This window comes from Pseudomonas sp. 3HC3, assembly GCF_044904505.1.
Lineage (GTDB): Bacteria > Pseudomonadota > Gammaproteobacteria > Pseudomonadales > Pseudomonadaceae > Aquipseudomonas > Aquipseudomonas putida_Y.
Window position 1 is genome coordinate 52,542 of the sequence record NZ_JADDRH010000015.1, and the last position, 19,885, is coordinate 72,426.

General features: G+C 62.4%; 21 protein-coding genes. 9 read left to right on the forward strand and 12 right to left on the reverse strand.

Going from position 1 to position 19,885, the window contains the following annotated elements; translation table 11 throughout:
* Positions 1 to 160: 160 nt before the first annotated feature.
* Together pabB and INQ47_RS18695 are read left to right on the forward strand one after the other, a co-directional pair.
* A complete protein-coding gene (gene pabB, locus INQ47_RS18690; protein WP_404702307.1) occupies positions 161 to 1,501 on the forward strand; it encodes an aminodeoxychorismate synthase component I in 1,341 nt (446 codons plus the stop codon).
* Positions 1,502 to 1,579: 78 nt separating this feature from the next.
* Positions 1,580 to 2,314 carry a phosphoadenylyl-sulfate reductase gene (locus INQ47_RS18695; RefSeq protein WP_003250299.1) on the forward strand — a complete coding sequence of 245 codons (735 nt, stop codon included), beginning with the start codon at positions 1,580 to 1,582 and terminating at the stop codon, positions 2,312 to 2,314.
* 168 nt (positions 2,315 to 2,482) lie between these two features.
* On the opposite strand, the gene cysB is transcribed toward INQ47_RS18695, so the two are convergent.
* The 3 genes from cysB to INQ47_RS18710 all read right to left on the reverse strand — a co-directional run bounded on the left by cysB (position 2,483) and on the right by INQ47_RS18710 (position 5,155).
* A complete protein-coding gene (gene cysB, locus INQ47_RS18700) occupies positions 2,483 to 3,457 on the reverse strand; it encodes an HTH-type transcriptional regulator CysB (RefSeq protein ID WP_252458288.1) in 975 nt (324 codons plus the stop codon).
* A gap of 128 nt (positions 3,458 to 3,585) precedes the next feature.
* Positions 3,586 to 4,083: a universal stress protein gene (locus INQ47_RS18705; protein ID WP_021782885.1), complete on the reverse strand. Its 498-nt coding sequence runs from the start codon at positions 4,081 to 4,083 to the stop codon at positions 3,586 to 3,588.
* A gap of 124 nt (positions 4,084 to 4,207) precedes the next feature.
* Positions 4,208 to 5,155, reverse strand: a complete 948-nt coding sequence (locus INQ47_RS18710) for a putative 2-dehydropantoate 2-reductase (RefSeq protein ID WP_404702308.1) — start codon at positions 5,153 to 5,155, stop codon at positions 4,208 to 4,210.
* Between the two features lie 231 nt (positions 5,156 to 5,386).
* On the opposite strand from INQ47_RS18710, the gene INQ47_RS18715 reads away from it, so the two are divergent.
* The gene (locus INQ47_RS18715) at positions 5,387 to 6,463 is read left to right on the forward strand and encodes a 3-deoxy-7-phosphoheptulonate synthase (RefSeq protein WP_252458290.1); all 1,077 of its coding nucleotides are present in this window, start codon (positions 5,387 to 5,389) and stop codon (positions 6,461 to 6,463) included.
* Between the two features lie 69 nt (positions 6,464 to 6,532).
* Here INQ47_RS18715 and INQ47_RS18720 read toward each other — a convergent pair whose 3' ends face one another.
* Positions 6,533 to 6,814: a GNAT family N-acetyltransferase gene (locus INQ47_RS18720; RefSeq protein ID WP_003250290.1), complete on the reverse strand. Its 282-nt coding sequence runs from the start codon at positions 6,812 to 6,814 to the stop codon at positions 6,533 to 6,535.
* Positions 6,815 to 7,322: 508 nt separating this feature from the next.
* Between INQ47_RS18720 and INQ47_RS18725 the strand changes: the two genes are divergently transcribed.
* Positions 7,323 to 7,574 (forward strand): Lpp/OprI family alanine-zipper lipoprotein, encoded by a 252-nt coding sequence (locus tag INQ47_RS18725; protein WP_003250288.1) that lies wholly within the window; start codon positions 7,323 to 7,325, stop codon positions 7,572 to 7,574.
* A gap of 131 nt (positions 7,575 to 7,705) precedes the next feature.
* On the opposite strand, the gene INQ47_RS18730 is transcribed toward INQ47_RS18725, so the two are convergent.
* The 3 genes from INQ47_RS18730 to INQ47_RS18740 form a co-directional block, all read right to left on the reverse strand.
* Positions 7,706 to 8,683: a L,D-transpeptidase family protein gene (locus tag INQ47_RS18730; RefSeq protein WP_252458291.1), complete on the reverse strand. Its 978-nt coding sequence runs from the start codon at positions 8,681 to 8,683 to the stop codon at positions 7,706 to 7,708.
* A 113-nt stretch (positions 8,684 to 8,796) separates the two neighbouring features.
* Positions 8,797 to 9,087 carry a hypothetical protein gene (locus tag INQ47_RS18735; RefSeq protein WP_003250283.1) on the reverse strand — a complete coding sequence of 97 codons (291 nt, stop codon included), beginning with the start codon at positions 9,085 to 9,087 and terminating at the stop codon, positions 8,797 to 8,799.
* Between the two features lie 58 nt (positions 9,088 to 9,145).
* Positions 9,146 to 9,751 carry an arylesterase gene (locus INQ47_RS18740; protein WP_014591667.1) on the reverse strand — a complete coding sequence of 202 codons (606 nt, stop codon included), beginning with the start codon at positions 9,749 to 9,751 and terminating at the stop codon, positions 9,146 to 9,148.
* Between the two features lie 10 nt (positions 9,752 to 9,761).
* Here INQ47_RS18740 and INQ47_RS18745 point away from each other — a divergent pair, with 10 nt between their 5' ends.
* On the forward strand, positions 9,762 to 10,448 hold the full coding sequence (locus tag INQ47_RS18745; RefSeq protein WP_252458293.1) for an ABC transporter ATP-binding protein: 687 nt from the start codon (positions 9,762 to 9,764) through the stop codon (positions 10,446 to 10,448).
* On the forward strand, positions 10,445 to 12,952 hold the full coding sequence (locus INQ47_RS18750) for an ABC transporter permease (protein ID WP_404702309.1): 2,508 nt from the start codon (positions 10,445 to 10,447) through the stop codon (positions 12,950 to 12,952). The genes INQ47_RS18745 and INQ47_RS18750 overlap by 4 nt, the downstream gene beginning before the upstream one ends.
* Positions 12,953 to 13,012: 60 nt before the next feature.
* Here the strand turns inward: INQ47_RS18750 and greB are convergent, their stop codons facing one another.
* The 4 genes from greB to INQ47_RS18770 form a co-directional block, all read right to left on the reverse strand.
* Positions 13,013 to 13,501 (reverse strand): transcription elongation factor GreB, encoded by a 489-nt coding sequence (gene greB / locus INQ47_RS18755; protein WP_021782892.1) that lies wholly within the window; start codon positions 13,499 to 13,501, stop codon positions 13,013 to 13,015.
* Positions 13,502 to 13,512: 11 nt separating this feature from the next.
* Complete coding sequence (locus INQ47_RS18760) at positions 13,513 to 13,821, reverse strand: hypothetical protein (RefSeq protein WP_003250272.1); 309 nt, start codon at positions 13,819 to 13,821, stop codon at positions 13,513 to 13,515.
* 248 nt (positions 13,822 to 14,069) lie between these two features.
* Entirely contained in the window at positions 14,070 to 14,507 is a 438-nt protein-coding gene (locus INQ47_RS18765) for a DoxX family protein (protein WP_010953281.1), read from the reverse strand.
* Positions 14,508 to 14,619: 112 nt separating this feature from the next.
* Positions 14,620 to 16,026 carry a transglycosylase SLT domain-containing protein gene (locus tag INQ47_RS18770; RefSeq protein ID WP_404702310.1) on the reverse strand — a complete coding sequence of 469 codons (1,407 nt, stop codon included), beginning with the start codon at positions 16,024 to 16,026 and terminating at the stop codon, positions 14,620 to 14,622.
* Positions 16,027 to 16,183: 157 nt separating this feature from the next.
* Between INQ47_RS18770 and INQ47_RS18775 the strand changes: the two genes are divergently transcribed.
* The 3 genes from INQ47_RS18775 (at position 16,184) to INQ47_RS18785 (ending at position 19,030) form a co-directional block, all read left to right on the forward strand.
* Complete coding sequence (locus tag INQ47_RS18775) at positions 16,184 to 16,981, forward strand: TatD family hydrolase (protein ID WP_021782896.1); 798 nt, start codon at positions 16,184 to 16,186, stop codon at positions 16,979 to 16,981.
* A 126-nt stretch (positions 16,982 to 17,107) separates the two neighbouring features.
* Positions 17,108 to 18,586 carry a methyl-accepting chemotaxis protein gene (locus INQ47_RS18780; RefSeq protein WP_103444066.1) on the forward strand — a complete coding sequence of 493 codons (1,479 nt, stop codon included), beginning with the start codon at positions 17,108 to 17,110 and terminating at the stop codon, positions 18,584 to 18,586.
* 75 nt (positions 18,587 to 18,661) lie between these two features.
* Positions 18,662 to 19,030 carry an Mpo1-like protein gene (locus INQ47_RS18785; protein ID WP_404702311.1) on the forward strand — a complete coding sequence of 123 codons (369 nt, stop codon included), beginning with the start codon at positions 18,662 to 18,664 and terminating at the stop codon, positions 19,028 to 19,030.
* Positions 19,031 to 19,070: 40 nt separating this feature from the next.
* Here INQ47_RS18785 and INQ47_RS18790 read toward each other — a convergent pair whose 3' ends face one another.
* Positions 19,071 to 19,868 carry an acyl-CoA thioesterase gene (locus INQ47_RS18790; protein ID WP_404702312.1) on the reverse strand — a complete coding sequence of 266 codons (798 nt, stop codon included), beginning with the start codon at positions 19,866 to 19,868 and terminating at the stop codon, positions 19,071 to 19,073.
* Between the last annotated feature and the right edge of the window lie 17 nt (positions 19,869 to 19,885).

Sequence of the window (19,885 nt, forward strand, 5' to 3'; positions counted from 1 at the left end):
CAAGCACTGCACTGGACTCAAGCGCTTCGCTCGACCTGCAGGCGCTACCTTGTGCTGCGTACGGGCCAAACACAATGTTGAATGTCGTACCCAGCGCTAGGCGCTTTTCCTGCACAGGTCTACAATCGCCCTCCTCGCTTTTACATCGCCGTCCATACTGATGCCGACCTGCACGCTACACCCCCTGCCCTACCAGCCCGACCCTGCCGCCTATTTCGCCCACCTGCGCCAGGCACCCGGTGCGATCCTGCTCGACAGCGCCCGCCCCGGCGCCGAGCGCGGTCGTTTCGACCTGATAAGCGCCTGGCCGCTGCAACACCTGAAGGCGCAACCCGATGAAGATGGCCGCGTCTTCCTCCAGCGCCTGCGCGCTGGCCTGGCACAACTGGGCCACGCCGACTTGCCCAACGGTGTAGAACTGCCCTTCGCCGGCGGCCTGATCGGCTACCTGAGCTACGATTTCGGCCGCCGCCTGGAACACCTGCCACGTCTGGCCGTGGACGACCTCGGCCTGCCTGACGCACAACTGGGCCTATATGCCTGGGCGCTGGTCAGCGATCATCTGCTTGGCACCAGCCAGCTGGTGTTCCATCCCAGCCTGGCTGGCGACGAACGCGAACGCCTGATCAACCTATTCCAGGACACCAGCGCCACCATCGGCGACTTCCGGCTGCTCGCGCCGATGGCCGGCGACCTGGAGCCCGAGCAGTACAAAACAGCGTTCGACCAAGTACAGCGCTACATCCAGGCCGGCGACTGCTACCAGATCAACCTCACTCAACGCTTTCGCGCGCCCTGCCAAGGCGATCCATGGCGGGCCTACCAGGCCCTGCGCCAGGCCTGCCCGACACCCTTCTCCGGCTACCAGCAACTGGCCGACGGCAGTACCCTGCTGAGCTTTTCGCCCGAGCGCTTCATCCGCGTCAACCAAGGCCAGGTGGAAACCCGGCCGATCAAGGGCACCCGCCCGCGCGCCAGCGACCCGGCTGAAGACAAGCGTAATGCCGAAGAGCTGCTGCACAGCCCAAAGGACCGCTCGGAAAACCTGATGATCGTCGACCTGCTGCGCAACGACCTTGGGCGCACGTGTGAGATCGGCTCAGTGAAGGTACCGGAACTGTTCAGCCTGGAGAGTTACCCCAACGTGCACCATCTGGTCAGCAGCATCACCGGCCAGTTGGCCAGCGACAAGGATGCGCTGGACCTGATCGGCGACAGCTTCCCGGGCGGCTCGATCACCGGCGCACCGAAAATCCGCGCCATGCAGATCATCGACGAACTGGAACCATCGCGCCGCGCACTGTACTGCGGCTCGCTGCTGTATGTGGATGTGCGCGGCGAAATGGACAGTTCGATCGCCATTCGCAGCTTGCTGATCAAAGATGGCCAAGTCAGTTGCTGGGGCGGCGGCGCAGTGGTAGCCGACTCGCAGTGGCAGGCCGAGTATGAAGAGTCGATAGCCAAAGTGCGGGTGCTGATGCAGACCCTGCAGGGCTTGTGAGCCCTTCCAGACCGCATTTTTTGTTACCATCCCCCTACTACGAGCGCACAGCGCCACAGCCAAGATGGAAACCGCCTGATGAGCCAACCCTTCGACGTCGCCGCCCTCGCCGCGACCTATGCCAACAAGTCCCCGCAGGACATTCTCAAGCTTGCCTTCGAGCACTTCGGTGATGACCTGTGGATCTCCTTCAGCGGCGCCGAGGATGTGGTGCTGGTCGACATGGCCTGGAAGCTGAACAAGCAGGTAAAGGTATTCAGCCTCGACACTGGGCGCCTGCACCCGGAGACCTACCGGTTCATCGACCAGGTACGCGAACAGTACAACCTGCCGATCGAGATCCTCAGCCCCGACCGCGCCAAGCTCGACCCGTTCGTCAAGGAAAAGGGCCTGTTCAGCTTCTACAAGGACGGCCATGGCGAGTGCTGCGGCATTCGCAAGATCGAGCCACTGCGACGCAAGCTGGCCACCGTCAGCGCCTGGGCTACCGGCCAGCGCCGCGACCAAAGCCCCGGCACCCGCAGCCAGGTGGCAGCACTGGAAATCGACAGCGCCTTCTCCACGCCTGAGCGCACGCTGTACAAGTTCAACCCACTGGCGCAGATGAGCAGTGAAGAGGTATGGGGTTATATCCGCATGCTGGAGCTACCGTACAACAGCCTGCACGAGCGTGGCTTCATCAGCATTGGCTGCGAGCCGTGCACCCGCCCGGTGCTGCCAAACCAGCATGAACGTGAAGGGCGCTGGTGGTGGGAAGAGTCGACGCAGAAGGAATGCGGGTTGCATGCAGGCAACCTGATCAGCAAGGCTTGAGCTAGTCCTGGCGCTCTGTAGGAGCGGGTTTACCCGCGAAGAAGACACCGCGGTGGATGGCACGGGCTTCGCCCGTGTTCGCGGGCAAGCCCGCTCCCACAGGGATCGCGCCAGCTTTTAGAAATTGAGCTAGACAGTTACTCCCACAGCGGCCCCAGCATTCCCGAATCAGTGCACCGGCAGCTCGACGCCGTCGAACAATTCTTCCAGCTCTTGCTTGTTATGACACTGAATGGCCTTGGCCATCACTTCACGGGTCAGGTGCGGGGCAAACTTCTCGATGAAGTCGCACATGAAGCCACGCAGGAAGGTACCGCGACGGAAGCCGATCTTGGTGATGCTGGCTTCGAACAGCTCACTGGCATCCAGCGCCACCAAGTCACTGTCGAGCTTGGCGTCCACAGCCATGCCGGCAACGATACCCACGCCCAGCCCCAGGCGCACATAAGTCTTGATCACGTCGGCGTCAGCCGCGGTGAAGACCACTTTTGGCGTGAGGCCGCGGTGATTGAAAGCCTCATCCAGCTTCGAGCGCCCGGTGAAGCCGAACACGTAGGTGACGATCGGGTATTCGGCGACCGCTTCCAAGGTCAGTTTCGGCAGTTTGGCCAGCGGGTGACCTTGTGGCACCACGACGCAACGGTTCCACTTGTAGCACGGCATCATGATCAGGTCGCCGAACAGCTCCAGCGCCTCAGTGGCGATGGCGAAGTCGACCGTACCGTCCGCAGCCATCTCGGCAATCTGCATGGGCGAACCCTGGTGCATGTGCAGGGACACTTCCGGATACTGCTTGATGAAGCTGCTGATAACCGGCGGCAACGCATAGCGCGCCTGGGTGTGGGTGGTGGCGATGGACAGCGTGCCCTTCTTCTCGTTGGAGAATTCCTGGGCAATCTGCTTGATGCTCTCGACCTTGCGCAGGATTTCGCCTGCGGTATTGATGATGCGCTCACCGGCCGGGGTAACACGTGTCAGATGCTTGCCGCTGCGGGCAAAGACTTCAACACCCAATTCGTCTTCGAGCAGGCGGATCTGCTTGCTGATACCTGGCTGGGAGGTATACAGGCTCTGCGCCGTCGCGGAGACGTTGAGGTCATGGTGCGCCACTTCCCAGATGTAGCGCAGTTGTTGAAGCTTCATAGGTTTCCCTCGGTTCAGCGATGAGTCCGCGGCAGCAGGCAGCGACGATATATAACTATATTAGTGGTTTCTGAAATAAATCTAGAACTATTTTGTTACATGCCCACGGAAACGGCCTACACCTATCTTCATGCTTTCCTACGCCCCAGATGCTGCGCCAAGGGCACCATGTACACGGGCACCGGCGACAGCTGCAGCAGCCGTACCGCCGTGCGCCCCAACGGTACATCCACCCCGGCACCCGCACTGTGGCTACCGAATATCAACAGGTCGACGCTTAGCCGCTGGGCCTGGTCGAGAATCACCTGCGCCGGGTCACCCTGACGCACCCGCACGGCCTTGATCACCGCCAGGTCAGCCTCTTCGCCCAACTCGTCACGAAAGTTTTCCAGCACACGCTGCTCTATGTTTGCCATCACGGTATTCACCCCCTGGCTGTGCAACTGGTCGAGCGTCTGCTCATCGAGGTAACTTTGCAGGAGAGATTCAGCGAACTGGCCCATCGGCTCTACCGCGTGGATCACATACAGCTCGGCACTGAACGTGCGCGCCAGCGCCAGCGCGTGTTGCATCACGAAAGGGGCGTAGACACCGAGGTCGGTGGCGTACAGCATGGAGCGGATCATTCGACCTCCTCGACTGCCGCAGCGGCAGAGCAAGCTTCAGCTTAGCAGCGCGCCGGACGCTCGCTTTGCCGTCCGGCGCGCTGCTGCCGTGGGCTGCAGGGCCCCACCGAAGTCTCGGCCACCCTCAGGCAGGCCGATTGCTGCGGTCGATGAAACTCAGCGCCTGGTACAACATCTCAATGCGCGGCAGGCTGCAGCCTGCCGCCCGTGCGCGTGCCAGCGGCTCGGCATAGATGGCCCCCAGCTCCAACGGGCGTTTGTGGGTGTGGTCGTGATACATGCTCGGCCAGTAGTCGGGCATGCGCTCAGTCACCTGGAGCAAGTGCTCGGCATAGCCCTCAGGCAGCACATGGCCACAAGCTGCCGCGCCCTGCACCACCTCGGCCATCAAGGCCTGTATCAACGCGCGGGTACTGCTGTCGGCCATCAGTGGCGTGGTGCTGGCCCCCAGCAGCACTGACAGCCCGTTGTAAGGCACGTTCCACACCAGCTTCTGCCAGCGCGCCAAGGCCAGGTTCGGCATGGCCTGCGAGTCGATCCCCGCCGCCCGGAACAACCCAGCACCTTCATTTACCAGCGCGACACCGCAATCGCTGGCCGGCCCGCTGTGATACCCCAGATTGACCGCACCCAAAGCCTGGTGACGGATGACACCTGGTGCCTCGCGGTTGACGCAGATGAAGCACAGGCCGCCGAGCAGGTGCATATCGCTACGCAAGGCTGGACGCAGCTGCTCCTCTACCCCCAGGCCGTTCTGCAACAGCACCACCTTGGCGCCGGGCGCAGCGGCCTGGACGATCAACGGTGCCAACTGCTCGTTGCTGGTGGCCTTGGCCCCGATCAAGAGCCAGTCACAGGGCGGCATGTCGGCGGCACTGGCATAAGCCTGCACCCTCATCTGCAGTGCGCCATGCACTGCACTGTCCAGGCTCAGCCCATGCTCACAAACGGCCTGATACTCGCTGCGCAGCAGAAAATGCACATCGAAACCGGCCCGGGCCAGCATCAACCCATAAAAGCCACCGATAGCGCCACTGCCGATGATGCCGATGCGAGGGGTGTGCGAATGCATGCCAATCTCCAGGTATATAGTCAGCGCTCTTTTTACACAGGTTACGTAGCGCTGGGCAGTCCATTCACGCGCAACACCCTCGCTTAGGTAAAAACCCCACAATGACTGGGTTCAGCCCATTGTCGTGCCATCTGTAACGCGCTAAGGTTCGGCTCCCCGCTGCGATTATTCTTGCTGCTGGGCCGCACGGGGATAGTTGGCGGCCGGCACCGTGACCTGACGAGTAACACGATGGCTGATTTACCGATCGATGACTTGAACGTTGCCTCCAACGAGACCCTGATCACCCCTGATCAGCTCAAGAAGGAAATCCCCCTCAGCGCCAAGGCCCTGCAGACCGTGACTGCCGGCCGTGAAGTGGTGCGCAATATTCTCGACGGCAAGGACCATCGCCTGTTCGTCGTGGTCGGCCCTTGCTCCATCCACGACATCAAGGCTGCCCACGAATACGCCGAGCGCCTGAAAGTGCTGGCCGAAGAAGTGTCCGATACGCTGTATCTGGTCATGCGCGTGTATTTCGAAAAGCCGCGCACCACCGTCGGCTGGAAAGGCCTGATCAACGACCCGTACCTGGATGACTCGTTCAAGATCCAGGACGGCCTGCACATCGGCCGCCAGCTGCTGCTGGACCTGGCCGAAATGGGCCTGCCGACCGCCACCGAAGCGCTCGACCCGATTTCCCCGCAATACCTGCAAGACCTGATCAGCTGGTCGGCCATCGGCGCCCGCACCACCGAATCGCAAACACACCGCGAGATGGCCTCCGGCCTGTCCTCGGCGGTGGGTTTCAAAAACGGTACAGACGGCGGCTTGACCGTTGCCATCAATGCCCTGCAGTCGGTGTCCAAGCCGCACCGCTTCCTGGGCATCAACCAAGAAGGCGGTGTGTCGATTGTCACCACCAAGGGCAACCCATACGGCCACGTGGTACTGCGCGGCGGCAATGGCAAGCCGAACTACGACTCGGTCAGCGTCGCCCTGTGCGAACAAGACCTGGCCAAGGCCAAGATCAAGGCAAACATCATGGTCGACTGCAGCCATGCCAACTCCAACAAGGACCCGGCCTTGCAACCGCTGGTGATGGAGAACGTCGCCAACCAGATCCTCGAAGGCAACCAGTCGATCATCGGCCTGATGGTTGAAAGCCACCTGAACTGGGGTTGCCAGTCGATTCCGAAAAACCTCGACGAGTTGCAGTACGGGGTGTCGATCACGGACGCCTGCATCGACTGGGCGGCTACCGAGAAAACCCTGCGCAGCATGCATGCCAAGCTCAAGGATGTGCTGCCGCAGCGTAAGCGCAGCTAAATATTGCGCGAACAAAAACGCCGGGCATTGCCCGGCGTTTTTTGTTGTGTCTGGCGCCCAGTCGTCAGCTCAAGCCTTGCTCGAATGCCGCTGTTGGCGCTCCATGTAACGCTCCACATACGAGCAAGACGGGATCACCGTGTAACCCATCTGCTCGGCGTACTCCAGGGCGCGCTCGGTCAGCGCGGCAGCAATCCCGCGGCCGCGCAGGGCGTTGGGCACGAAGGTGCGATAGATGTCCAGCGTCTGCTTGCCCAGATCCATGTACGTCAGATAGGCACGATGACCGTCCACGTTGGTCTCGAACTGATGACCGGCCTGGTCATGGTGGATGGTCAGCGCTTCACTCATCACTACTCCTCGCAGGTCTTCTCGGCAGACCCTTACCTTAACCGATGGTGGTTTATCCGGCACAGAATCCTCTACGCCACCTGTTTCCGCTTCGACCATTGGACGATTGTAATCGCTTGGATCCTCTGGCGCTCACAAGATAGTAGGCACCGCAAGCGGGATTGCTCAAGGTGGTGGCGGTTAAAAATGATCAAAACGCCACCCGGCGTGACTTTCCCAAGCCAGCCCAACAGCTACCGGATGCTCTAGCGCTTAAGACGCTGATCGACAGTTAAAGTCACCCTTAGTTCAACAAAAAAGTTCCTGCGCTACAACCGCTTGCGAAGCCTGCACATTTTTTTCACAGACACGTCGCAAATCTTGTCGGCGCGGGGTCAAGCAACATTTTTTTTGCAGTTCTTGCGCTCTGTCAGTTTACTTACTACAAGTAATGGGTACTATGTACGCCGGCCAGTTTCTCTTTCCTGAGAGATGGCTCTTTAATAGAAAGTCCTTGAAGGGGAACACGATGAACAACGTTCTGAAATTCTCTGCTCTGGCTCTGGCCGCAGTTCTGGCTACCGGTTGCAGCAGCGTATCCAAAGAAACCGAAGCTCGTCTGACTGCGACTGAAGACGCAGCAGCTCGCGCTCAAGCTCGTGCTGACGAAGCCTACCGTAAGGCTGACGACGCAATGGCAGCCGCTCAGAAGGCTCAGCAGACCGCTGACGAAGCCAACGAGCGCGCCCTGCGTATGCTGGACAAAGCCAGCCGCAAGTAATAATCCTCACGGATTGTTAAGAAGCCGACCCACTTGTGGGTCGGCTTTTTTATTGCCTTTGAAACCAAAAACGCGGCCAGCAGGTACGAAAAGGCCTGCACTAAGGCAGGCCTAGGCGTGTCGAAATTACCTTACTGCAGTTCGGGCGGAATGCTCGTAACCATCGGTGCGCCGCCCTGGTTTTCCACCGGCACGGCAATTTCTACCGGCATACCATCTTCTGCGGCCACCACGTCACGCACCATGTCCCAGTTCATGCGTAGGTTATTGGCCAGGTCTTCGCGCTTGAGCAAGGTATTGATAACGGCGGTGTGTTTGTCAACAACTGACGGGTTACCCTGGTCATCCAGCGGCGTGTGTGCCTCAAGATAGACCTTGCCGCCACTGATACCGAACTTGTAAGGCTCGTTGATGATGCGCACCGGAGTCCCCACCGGCACCATCTTCGACAGTTCAAGCACGTTATTGTTGAACATGCGGAAGCAGCCGTGACTGGTGCGCATGCCAATGCCGAACTTCTTGTTCGAACCATGGATCAGGTAGCCTGGCACGCCCAAGGTGAACTTGAACGGCCCCAGCGGGTTGTCCGGGCCAGCCGGCACCACAGTCGGCAGGATGTCACCGTCCGCTGCGTGCTCTTTGCGAATCGAAGCGGGCGGCGTCCAGGTCGGGTTCGGCGTCTTGGCGGTGATCCTGGTATTGGCGATCGGCGACCCCCACCCCTCGCGGCCAATACCCAGCGGGAAGGTGTACACCACGCTCTGCCCCTTAGGGAAGTAGTACAAACGGTACTCGGCCAGGTTGATGACGATGCCTTCGCGCGGGCCCGGCGGCAGGACGAAACGGGTCGGCAGGATGATCTCGGTGCCGGCGCCCGGCAGCCAAGGGTCTACGCCCGGGTTGGCGGCGATCATTTCCAGGTAGCCGAGGTCGTTTGCGGTGCCGATATCGGCGAACGTGTCCTCGTACTTTGCCTTGATCACATGCACCTGGCCGACGATGTCTTCACCGGGCGGTGGCAGTGGCAGCTCCAGCGCAGCAGCGGGGCCCGCTACCAACAGGGCGGCCAGGGACAGGCTACGGGTGACTGCAGGAAAGCGCGGCAACATCCGGTAAATCCTTCGAAAGGTGGGTCAAGAGAATCGATTGTACACCCGCGCCGATGCAAGCGGGAGGCATTGGCACGCTGCAAGCGTTTCAGATGATGAAAGGCGCCTGTCGTTCAGCTGCCGTGCAGCTCTGGCCACACCGGACGCATGCCGCGTCGCTGGGCATCGAGGATGGCACGGCATAGTTCACACAGCCGGCCATCACGGTAGATGGATCGCGGCACCCCCGACCAGCGCGGCTGCGCTGGCAGCAGGCCGCCGCACAAGGTACGGTCGACCGGCACACCCAGCTCAAGCTGGCGGGCCACGAGGTGGACGCGGATTTCCTGGCAGGCGAACAAGTCGAGCTGTTCGTCGGGCTCGATCAGTTGATAGGCATACAGGGACCAGGCAGGGCGCGGCATTTGGAGCACTCGAAACGGGGGGCGCAACATTAGCCGAAAGGCGCCCCCGTTTAAAGCTTCACAGCAAGGGTTTTATCGCTGGCCAGGCATTTTCCAGCAGGCGCTGCTGGGCACCCTGGGCCGGATGGATGCCATCAGCCTGCATCAGCTCGGGTACACCCCCTACCCCTTCGAGGAAAAACGGCACCAAAGGAACCTGTTTGTCCGCTGCCAGCTGTTCATACACCTTGGCAAAAGCAGTGGTGTAACGCACACCATAATTGGGCGGCAGGCGCATGCCCAATAGCAGCACCTTGGCCCCTGCCTGACGCGAGTGCTCGATCATCGAGGCAAGATTTTGTTGCAATTGAGCAGGCGGCTGCCCGCGCAGGCCATCGTTGCCGCCCAGCTCCAACACCACCAGGCTCGGTTTATGTGCTGCAAGCAGCGCCGGCAGCCGCGCCTGGCCGCCTGCGCTGGTGTCGCCACTGATCGAAGCATTGACCACTTTGTCGTCAAAACCTTCGTCCCTGAGGCGGGCCTGCAAGAGAGACACCCAGCCCTGGCGGCTATCCAGGCCAAAACCGGCGCTGATACTATCGCCAACAACCAGCAGTGTTCCTGCCGCTGCGCTCTGGGCCAGGCAATACAGGGCCAGACCGGCACTCAACCACCACACTCGCATCGGATTCTCCATGAGCCCCAGCATTCTCGTTGCGCAGAACCTTAGCAAAGTGGTCCCCAGCGCGGAAGGAGACCTTACCATCCTCCACGCACTGTCTCTCGACCTGGCCCAAGGCGACAGCCTGGCCATCGTCGGCGCCTCCGGCTCTGGCAAGTCGACCCTGCTCGGCTTGCTCGCCGGCCTCGACCGCCCCAGTGCTGGCAACGTCATGCTCGCCGGCCACGACCTGGGGCCACTGGATGAAGACCAGCGTGCCCGTGTGCGCGCCGAACATGTGGGCTTCGTGTTCCAGTCGTTCCAGCTGCTCGACAGCCTCAATGCCCTGGAGAACGTCATGCTGCCACTGGAGCTGGACGGCCGCCGCGATGCCCGCGAACAGGCTCGTACCTTGCTGGAACGGGTCGGCTTGGGCAAGCGCCTGAGCCACACACCTCGGCAGCTGTCGGGCGGCGAGCAGCAGCGCGTGGCAATCGCCCGCGCCTTCGCCGCGCAGCCTGCGGTGCTGTTCGCCGATGAGCCCACCGGCAACCTCGACAGCCACACCGGCGAGCGCATCAGCGACTTGCTGTTCGAGCTGAACAAGGAGCGCGGCACTACCTTGGTGCTGGTCACCCATGACGAACGCCTGGCCCGCCGCTGTCGGCGCCAGATCCGCCTGGACGCGGGCCGCCTCGTGGCGCCGATGGAGGCCCGGTGAGCCATATGCCGCTGTCCCGCCTGTGTGGCCTGGCACTGCGCCAGTTGCTACGCGATGTTCGCGCCAGTGAAGTGCGCGTGCTGTTCTTTGCCCTGTTGGTGGCGGTAGCCGCCAGCACCGCCATCGGCTATTTCGGCGCCCGCCTCAACGGCGCCATGCAGCTGCGCGCCAGTGAGTTCCTTGGCGCCGATCTGGTACTGCAGGGCAGCGCCCCGGCCCGCGAGCAACAGCTGGATGCCGGCAAGGCACTAGGCTTGCGCCATGCACACGTGGTCGAGTTCACCAGCGTGGTCGGCGGCGACAATGGCATCCAGCTGTCCAGCGTAAAGGCCGCCGACGGCGCCTACCCATTGCGCGGGCAAGTACGCAGCGCTCCGGCACCCTATGCCGAAGAAACGCCCGGCGGCGGCCCTGCCCCTGGCGAAGTGTGGGTCGAACCTCGCCTGTTGGCGGCACTGGGGCTGGCGATCGGCGACAGCATCGACGTGGGTATGAAAACCCTGCGCATGAGCCGTGTGCTTACCTACGAACCGGACCGCGCCAACAACTTCTACAGCCTTACCCCACGCGTGATGATGAACCTGGCCGACCTGGAAGCCACCGGCGTGATTCAGCCGGGCAGCCGGGTCACCTACCGCGACCTGTGGCGCGGCGATGCCGAGGCGCTGGCGCAGTACCGCCACGCCGTGGAAAAAGACCTGGCCGCCAACCAGCGCCTGCGTGACACCCGCGATGGCAACCAACAGATCGGCGGCGCACTGGGCAAAGCCGAACGCTACCTGAACATGGCCAGCCTGGTGGCTGTGCTACTAGCAGGTGTGGCCGTGGCTCTGTCGGCCAGCCGCTATGCTGAACGCCGACTGGACGCCAGCGCCCTGCTGCGCTGCCTGGGCCTGTCACGCCACCAGGCATTGGGCCTGTATTGCCTGCAACTGGCCATGCTCGGCCTGGTCGCTGCCCTGGCCGGTGCCTTGCTTGGCTGGCTGGCTCAGTTGGGCCTGTTCCGCCTGCTTCACGGCTTGCTGCCGAGCGTGGTGCCCGCCGGCGGCATCATTCCAGCGCTGGCAGGTATCGGTACCGGGCTGGTGGCACTGGCCGGCTTCGCCCTGCCGCCGATTGCAGCACTGGGCCAAGTGCCGCCACTGCGTGTGCTGCGCCGTGACCTGCTGCCGATGCCTGCGAGCAGTTGGCTGGTGTACGGCGCCGCCCTGCTCGCCCTGGGCCTGATCATGTGGCGCCTGAGCCTCGACCTGCTGCTCACCTTCGCCCTGCTCGGTGGCGGCCTGGTCGCTGCGCTTCTGCTTGGCGGCTTGCTGTTGCTCGGTTTGCGCAGCCTGCGCCAGCTGCTGGCCGGGGCGCCACTCACCTGGCGCCTGGGGCTGGGCCAGCTATTACGCCACCCCATGGCTGCGGCAGGCCAGGCCCTGGCCTTCGGCCTGATACTGCTGGCCATGGCCCTGGTCGCCCTGCTGCGCGCAGAGCTGCTCGATACCTGGCAAGCACAGCTCCCCAAGGATGCGCCTAATCACTTTGCCCTGAACATCCTGCCGGATGACCGAGAGTTGTTCGCTCAACGCCTGCACCAGGTCAATGCCGCTTCGGCACCGCTGTACCCGGTGACACCCGGGCGCCTGGTGCAAATCAACGAAAGACCGGTACAGCAGGTGGTCAGCAAGGACTCGGCAGGCGAGCGCGCCGTGCAGCGCGACCTCAGCCTGACCTGGGCCGCCGAGTTGCCCGAAGGCAATGTGTTGAGCGCCGGCAGCTGGTGGCAAGCCTTGCCAGCCGACAACGACATCCCCGGGGTTTCGGTGGAAGCGCAACTGGCCAGCAGCCTGAAACTGCAAATGGGCGACCTGCTGACGTTCGATATTGGCGGCCAGCAACGCCAGGCCCGCGTGAGCAGCTTGCGCAACGTGCATTGGGACAGCTTCCAGCCGAACTTCTACATGATCTTCCAGCCCGGCACGCTGCAGGGGCTGCCAACCACTTACCTGACCAGCTTCTATCTGGCTCCGGGGCATGACCTGGATGTAGTGGCGCTGTCACGGGCGTTTCCGGCGGTGACCATCCTGCAGGTGGATGCCTTGCTCGACCAACTGCGCAGCATCCTCGCCCAGGTCACCCTGGCGGTGGAGTATGTGCTGCTGTTCGTGCTGGCCGCCGGGCTGGCCGTGCTGTTCGCTGGCTTGCAGGCCACGCTGGACGAGCGTATTCGCCAAGGCGCACTGCTGCGTGCACTGGGCGCGGCGCGGCCCTTGCTGGTCAAGGCCCGGCGCATCGAGTTCGGCCTGCTGGGTGCGGCCAGCGGGCTATTGGCGGCCGTGGGCTGCGAACTGATTACCTGGGTGCTGTACCGCTATGCCTTCGACTTGCAGTGGAGCCCGCACCCGTGGCTGCTGGTGTTGCCGCTGGCGGGGGCGCTGCTGGTGGGTGGTGCGGGGGTGCTGGGAACGCGGCGGGCGTTGAATGCCAGCCCGCTGGCGGTGTTGCGCGAGGCTTGAGGCCTGGGAGATCGTCTGCAGGGACAGCACATGCCTCAGGCTGGCGCAAGACGGGCCCAGTCAGCCCGTCGAAACGCCCTGGCCATAACTGATGCTGCTCACATACCAGGTTGCCTCACCGGTAGGTGTATGCACCACCACCTCATCACCCTCCTCCTTCTTCAGCAAGGCGCGAGCCATGGGCGAATCGATCGAGATGTAATCGTTGCGCCCGTAGATCTCGTCATAGCCGACAATGCGAAACTTCATGGTCTCGCCCTCGTCGTTCTCGATCTCTACCCAGGCACCGAAAAAAACTTTGCCTTCCTGCTCAGGCGAATAGGCCACTACTTTCACATCTTCAAGACGCTTGCGCAGGTATCGCACCCGGCGGTCGATTTCGCGCAGCAGCTTCTTGTTGTACTGGTAGTCCGCATTCTCGCTGCGGTCACCCAACGACGCCGCCCAGGCAACCTTTTGGGTGATTTCCGGGCGATACACCCGCCACAGGTGGTCCAGCTCTTTCTTCAGCGCCTCATGGCCTTCTGTGGTGATGATATTGGTGCTCAATAGCGCACTCCTCAGCGGCGGGTTATCAGGCCTTGACGCGCGATGCGGGTGAGATGCCCTATGACTTCGGCGGCCTCGTCCGGCGCCGGCGCCTGAATCACAGCCAGATCGAAACGGTCATTGCCATACTGCGCGAGGTGGCAGCCGCTATCGGCGAACTGGATCAGAAAGGCACGCGCCTGGCCTTTACGCCGTGACAGGCCTTCAAGATGACGCAATAGAGTGGGCTGATGCCGGCCGCCGAGCAGGATGCGCGGTGTGCGGGACGCCTGGCTGGCAGGCAAAGGGCTCAAACAGACACTGGTACGTGGGCAACTCATGGAGCTTCTCTCCGCCTCGCGAATCCCGCTGGGCAGCGGTGGGAGGCGTCACCGAACCAGCGCTTTAGCGGTATTTCGGACGGCCCGGAGGTGGGGCTTTCCTGCGCCCCGCAAGTAGCTGTTTAAATCGGCGCAGGCGGTATGCTAGAGCGATGAGCCCCAAGTTGCAAGCTACAAGCCGCAAGCAAGAACAAGCCGAGTATTGGCCCGCGCTTGCCTGCGGCTCGTTGCTCGCAGCATACAGGTGATTAGCGGGCGATCAGGCGGTCGAGCGAAAAGCGGCCGGCGCCCTCGATCATGACTGCAACAGTGCCGGCCAACAGCGCCAGGGCGAACTCATAGCCGTTGTTGGACATGAACAGGCCGTTGCCGATGTGCACCGAAACGATCGCCACTATCAAGGTCACCGTCAGCGCCAGGGCCGCCGGGCGAGCCAGCAGGCCGACCACCAAGGCCAGGCCACCGAAGAATTCGGCACTGCCGGACAGCAAGGCCATCAGATAACCCGGCGCCAGGCCGATGCTTTCCATCCACTGGCCGGTGCCTTCCAGGCCGTAGCCACCGAACAGGCCGAAGAGTTTTTGCGCACCATGGGCCATGAAGATGATGCCGACCAGGATGCGGATAACGCTTAGGCCTGCGCCAGCACGAGTAGAGAACAGTGCGTTGAGGGTAGTGTTGTTCATGTGGAAGCGTCCTTGAAGCGAAGCAGTTGTGTTGGGATGGGCGCCATCATAATCAATTAGATAGATATGAAAATCGCAAAAAACCCAACATAACAATCGATATAATCGATTGTTAACGCTTCGCTACGCGCTCCAGTGCTGTGCGTTCGCGGTTGAACGCCAGGTAGTACTTGTTGATGCTATTGACGAAATTGACCGGTCCCATCCCCACCTGCTCCATGGCGATACGCTCGGTCTGGAAGAACCACTGGTTACCGTTGAGCCCTCGCCGTCGGGCCTCTGCGCGCATGGCCTGAACCCGCTCGGGGCCAAGGTTGTAGGCTGCCAGCACAAAGGCCATGCGCTCACGCTCATTGATCTTGGCACTGGCAAAAAACTTGCGCCGGATAAGCGCCAGGTAGCGGGCACTGGCCAGGACATTGCCATCTACCGTCGCGGTATTGCTCACCCCCACCCGTTGGGCCGCTGCGGGGGTAATCTGCATCAGGCCATGGGCACCGCCAGTGCCGCGGGCAGCCGGGTTGAGCGTCGACTCCTTGAAGGCCAGCGCAGCCAGGTTGAGCCAGTCGATCTGTTGCGCCTGGCCGTGTTTCTGCAACACTGCCCGTACCGAGGCCAGACGCTGGCGGCCTTTGCTGGCCAGCGGGTTGTGTACCCGGTACTGGCGGCGGTAGATACGCTCGAACGCCGCATCCTGGTTGTCTGGCGCGCGGTAACCTTGCAGAAAGTGATCGACTGCGGCTAACAATTGCGGCGCATCATGCCCTACATACCAGCGCATCGCTTGTGGCGGCCCCAGGCGCACCCGGCTGTCCAGGCGCAGGCGCGGCATAACCCGGGCCCAACGCCGGGCAATGGGCTGCTCGACCACGGTCAGGTGGTAGATGCCAGCCTGTACCATCTCCAGCACATCCTCCACTGCCAGCGTCGAATCGACCCACTCCACTTTGATCGGCGGCCGCTTGCGCAGTGCCAGTTGCTGGTTGACCTGCTGGATCAGCGGCCCGGCGGCACTGGCGCTGGTCAAGGCGACGGTACGCCCTGACAGCTGTTCGACCTTGCTGAAACTTCGCTCGCCTTTGCGCCCGACCAGCGTCAGCGGCACCTGGTCGAGTATCGGCGCACTGCTGCTGACAGCGCCCACCGTCGTGGGGTCAAGCAGCTCGCCCGGGGCAGCCAGATCACCCTCGCCGCGGGCCAGAGCGCCCAGCAACTGCTCCTTGGCTCGCGGGATGAGCGTTAGCTGGATCTGCTGGTCGTCGGCGGTACGAGCATTGAGGAAATGCTCCAGGGCACGCAGGCGATAATACTCTATGCCGACTGGCTCGCCCTTGACCTCACCGGAGCTGTTGCGGCTCTGGTTGACCAGCACTCGCAGTACTTTGCTGGTGCGAATCTGCGGCAGGTCACGTACCTTGGCCGGCGGTATGTGCTGCTGTGGGCCCGGCGAACGCGCCTGGGCGATGCCGGTAAAGGTCACCCCGAGCATCAGCAGGAAAATGAGCCAGCATCGCAGCATGCGAAAACGTGTCCGTGGTCGGTGAGCGGCATCCATGGGTTGCACCGCCAAGTGATAAACGACGGTAAAAGACCACGGCAACAGCATGAAGTTCTTGGCTTTTTCAGAAAAACCCGGTTTTTGCTATGCTGGCCGCCCCGCGGCACGAGATAGCACCATGCAACTGATCGATATCGGCGTCAACCTGACCAACAGCAGCTTTCACGACCAACAGGCAGCCGTTGTCGAGCGCGCACTGGAGGCCGGCGTTACGCAAATGCTACTGACAGGCACCAGCCTGGCGGTCAGCGAACAAGCGCTGGAGCTGTGCCAACAACTGGATGCCAGCGGCGCGCACCTGTTCGCCACGGCCGGCGTACACCCACACGATGCCAAGGCCTGGGATGCCGACAGCGAGCGCCAGCTGCGACTGTTGTTGAGTGAACCGCGCGTACGCGCTGTGGGCGAATGCGGCCTGGATTTCAACCGCGACTTTTCCCCTCGCCCGCTCCAGGAAAAAGCCCTGGAAGCCCAGCTGACACTAGCTGCGGAGCTGCGCCTGCCGGTGTTCCTGCACGAGCGCGATGCCAGCGAGCGCTTGTTGGCGATTCTCAGGGAGTACCGCGACCACCTGTCGGGCGCAGTGGTGCACTGCTTTACCGGTGAGCGCGAGGCGCTGTTCGCCTACCTGGACCTGGACCTGCATATCGGCATTACCGGCTGGATCTGCGACGAACGCCGCGGCACTCACCTGCACCCGCTGGTAGGCAACATTCCTCAAGGCCGGCTGATGCTGGAAAGCGACGCGCCCTACCTGCTGCCGCGCAGCTTGCGGCCCAAGCCCAAAAGCGGGCGCAACGAGCCGGCGTTCTTGCCGGAAGTACTGCGCGAGGTGGCCTCACATCGCGGTGAGTCAGCCGAGCATACGGCAGCGCATACCACGGCAACGGCGCGCGATTTTTTCCAGCTCCCCTGATTCTTGCGGGTTTCTGCGGGGTGGGTGAACGCCGTTGATATGCATCAACAAATCCCGTGGAGGATGCGGGCACAATGATGGCACCTTGCCAATATTGTTTCCGCTCAACTCAGAGAAGACCTGCCCATGGGTGCCTGGCTTAGCAATGTTTCCCTGAAGTACAAGTTCTGGGCCGTCAACGCAGTGGCCTTTGTCACCACCTTGCTGCTGGTGCTGTATGCCGTGCACCTGGAGCAACGCGCACGTGCCGAGGCGGCTCAGGCCCAAGCGGCCGCGCAAGCCCAGTTGCTGGCCGCCTGGCCAGCCGGGCAAGCACTGCCACGCCCGGCCAATGTCATCAGTTGGCAAACGGGGCAAACACCAACCTTCGCCGGAGAAGCGCTCGATGCCCTGCGCAATGCCAATGGCTGGGTAGAACTGCCAAGCGCCTGGATCCTCGGTGAAAACCCGCTGCGTGGCGCTCAGGTGCTGCGCAACGGCGACCAGCAGTTGGCTGTGCTGGCTCAGTCCCCCAGTCTGCGCCAGGTATTCTTCGATCGCTTCAGCAACTACGCGGTGTGTGTACTGATCCTGATGCTGGCCATGCTCGGTGCCTCCCAACTGCTGATCCGCTTCCTGCTCAGCCAGCTCAACACCCTCAAGGACGTGATGCTGCACGTGGAAAAAACCGGTGACTTGTCGGCCCGCGTACCGCTGGCCAGTGGCGACGAGGTCGGCCAGATGGCCGGGGCCTTCAACGCCATGCAGTCCACCTACCACCGCGTGGTCAGCACCGTCGCCCAAAGCGCAGCACAGCTGGACTCGGGCGCTGCACGCCTGGCCGCCAGCATGAGTGACGTGCGCCATGGCATGCTCGGCCAGCAGAGTGAAACCGACCAGGCCGCCACTGCCATCAACGAAATGTCGGCGACCGTGCACCACATTGCCCAACACGCCGGTGCCACCCGCGATTTGTCACAAACCGCGGACACCTTGGCAGGCAGCGGCCAAGCGGTGGTCAGCCGAGTGCAGGATTCGATTTCCGGGCTTTCCAGTGGCGTGCAGCAAACTGCCGAAATGATTCGCCAGTTGGCCGAGGACAGCCAGAAGATCAACGGTGTCGTCAGTGTGATCCACAGTATTGCCGAACAGACCAACTTGCTGGCACTCAACGCTGCCATCGAAGCCGCGCGCGCCGGCGACCTGGGCCGCGGCTTTGCCGTGGTGGCCGATGAAGTGCGCAACCTGGCCAAACGCGTGCAAACCTCCACGGATGAGATCACCACCATGGTTTCGGCCCTGCAGTCGGGCACCCGTGATGCGGTGGAGTTCATGCAGGAAAGCTCGTACAAGGCCGACGACTGCGTGCGTCAGGCTCAGGAGGCCGGCGAGGCGCTGGCTGAAATTACCGGTGCCGTGGCACAGATGCGCGAGAGCAATACCCAGATCGCTGTAGCGGCCGAGCAGCAAAGCCAGGTAGCCGAGGAAATGAACCGCGCGGTGGTCAGCATCCGCGATGTCACCGAGCGGACCGTGCAGCAGACGGTCGGCTCGGCGACCACCAGCAGCGAACTGGCGACCCTGGCCGGCGAACTGAACAAGGCCATTGGCCAGCTCAAGCTATAGTCACCATAGCCAGGTTCGATTGGCCCCCGCCTGGGGGCCGCACTAAGCTTTGGGCATGACCGAGAGGAAATCCCCATGAGCAAACGCCTGCCCAATCTTCCCGCCTGGCAATGGCGCGGCTACCACCATAATCACCGCCACCCGGCCAACCTGGTGCTGCACCTGATTGCCGTTCCTTTGTTCATTTTGGGGGCACTACTGGTGCTGTCCGGACTCTTCGGTTTCGACCTCGGCCAGATCGCGGTGGGCGTGATTGCCCTGATCGCCGCACTGGGCCTGCAGCGCCAAGGCCACCGCCTTGAAGCCAAGCAGCCCGAACCGTTCGCCAACCGCCAGGATGCCGTGCAGCGCTTACTGACCGAGCAGTTCATCACCTTTCCGCGCTTTGTGGTGAGCGGGGCCTGGTGGAGGGCCTGGCGGGAGCGGCACAAGCACCGACACTGAGTCAGTTGCCGGAGCGCTCCTGTGAGCAGCCTGGTAAGGATCAGGCGAAAACGGTGACGGTCTGCCGGCTCAAGGCCAACAACTCGCCCTGCGCTGTCCACAATGCCGCAGCAGCATGCCCATAGCCATCCCGCGCATGCTCGGTCTCCACGCAGTATCGGCACCAATCCAGGGTCGACAGCTTCGCCGTAGGCTGGATGAACTCAATGGTCCAGGTCAGCGTACTGCCCGCAGCGGGCTGCTTGAGAAACGGCATAAGGCTGGGTGGCCAGGCATCGACCAACGCCAGCAAGTGCGCCTCGTTCACCGGCTCGTCAGCCACATCCCGCAAACGCACCCAGCCGCCCATCTTGCGCGACTTATTGCCACTGAACGGAAGCCCACCTACCGCCCAGCGCAGGGCAACATGCCGCATGAACTCAGGGGTAACGCCTTTGATATAGGGCAACTCCGGGGCCGCCGCGTCGAGCGCAGGCATTTCAACGGCAGGTAACGCCGGCACTTCCACCACCGAAGGCCGGCCCGCACCGAAATTGCCCTGCACCAAGGTCACCACTTGGCCATCCTGAACAGCGCGGCCCAGCAACGTGCTAACCGCCTTGCCTTCGCGCAAGACCTCCACCTCGAAGCGGATGGGCACATCCGCAGCCGCTGGTGCCACGAAGCTGATGGCCAATGAGCGTACCGGGCGGCTGTCGCAGAGCCTAAGGCGCATGGCTTCGTACACCATGGCCGCCATCAGGCCGCCAAAGGCTGCGCGCCCCTGAGCCCAGCTGGGCGGAATGCTGACGGAATCCGGGTTGGCCCGCACGGCGTCGAGCAGTTGGTTGAAATTCATTGGCCGGCTCCTGCCTG

Bases quoted from the DNA above. Each gene is read 5' to 3' on its own strand.
- INQ47_RS18705 (WP_021782885.1), bottom strand. From the start codon at position 4,083: ATGATCCGCTCCATGCTGTACGCCACCGACCTCGGTGTCTACGCCCCT.
- cysB (WP_252458288.1), bottom strand. From the start codon at position 3,457: ATGAAGCTTCAACAACTGCGCTACATCTGGGAAGTGGCGCACCATGAC.
- INQ47_RS18785 (WP_404702311.1), top strand. From the start codon at position 18,662: ATGAGCAAACGCCTGCCCAATCTTCCCGCCTGGCAATGGCGCGGCTAC.
- INQ47_RS18715 (WP_252458290.1), top strand. From the start codon at position 5,387: ATGGCTGATTTACCGATCGATGACTTGAACGTTGCCTCCAACGAGACC.
- INQ47_RS18760 (WP_003250272.1), bottom strand. From the start codon at position 13,821: ATGAGTTGCCCACGTACCAGTGTCTGTTTGAGCCCTTTGCCTGCCAGC.
- INQ47_RS18725 (WP_003250288.1), top strand. From the start codon at position 7,323: ATGAACAACGTTCTGAAATTCTCTGCTCTGGCTCTGGCCGCAGTTCTG.
- INQ47_RS18740 (WP_014591667.1), bottom strand. From the start codon at position 9,751: ATGCGAGTGTGGTGGTTGAGTGCCGGTCTGGCCCTGTATTGCCTGGCC.
- INQ47_RS18780 (WP_103444066.1), top strand. From the start codon at position 17,108: ATGGGTGCCTGGCTTAGCAATGTTTCCCTGAAGTACAAGTTCTGGGCC.
- INQ47_RS18790 (WP_404702312.1), bottom strand. From the start codon at position 19,868: ATGAATTTCAACCAACTGCTCGACGCCGTGCGGGCCAACCCGGATTCC.
- INQ47_RS18720 (WP_003250290.1), bottom strand. From the start codon at position 6,814: ATGAGTGAAGCGCTGACCATCCACCATGACCAGGCCGGTCATCAGTTC.
- INQ47_RS18735 (WP_003250283.1), bottom strand. From the start codon at position 9,087: ATGCCGCGCCCTGCCTGGTCCCTGTATGCCTATCAACTGATCGAGCCC.
- pabB (WP_404702307.1), top strand. From the start codon at position 161: ATGCCGACCTGCACGCTACACCCCCTGCCCTACCAGCCCGACCCTGCC.
- INQ47_RS18695 (WP_003250299.1), top strand. From the start codon at position 1,580: ATGAGCCAACCCTTCGACGTCGCCGCCCTCGCCGCGACCTATGCCAAC.
- INQ47_RS18710 (WP_404702308.1), bottom strand. From the start codon at position 5,155: ATGCATTCGCACACCCCTCGCATCGGCATCATCGGCAGTGGCGCTATC.
- INQ47_RS18765 (WP_010953281.1), bottom strand. From the start codon at position 14,507: ATGAACAACACTACCCTCAACGCACTGTTCTCTACTCGTGCTGGCGCA.
- INQ47_RS18770 (WP_404702310.1), bottom strand. From the start codon at position 16,026: ATGCTGCGATGCTGGCTCATTTTCCTGCTGATGCTCGGGGTGACCTTT.
- INQ47_RS18730 (WP_252458291.1), bottom strand. From the start codon at position 8,683: ATGTTGCCGCGCTTTCCTGCAGTCACCCGTAGCCTGTCCCTGGCCGCC.
- INQ47_RS18745 (WP_252458293.1), top strand. From the start codon at position 9,762: ATGAGCCCCAGCATTCTCGTTGCGCAGAACCTTAGCAAAGTGGTCCCC.
- INQ47_RS18775 (WP_021782896.1), top strand. From the start codon at position 16,184: ATGCAACTGATCGATATCGGCGTCAACCTGACCAACAGCAGCTTTCAC.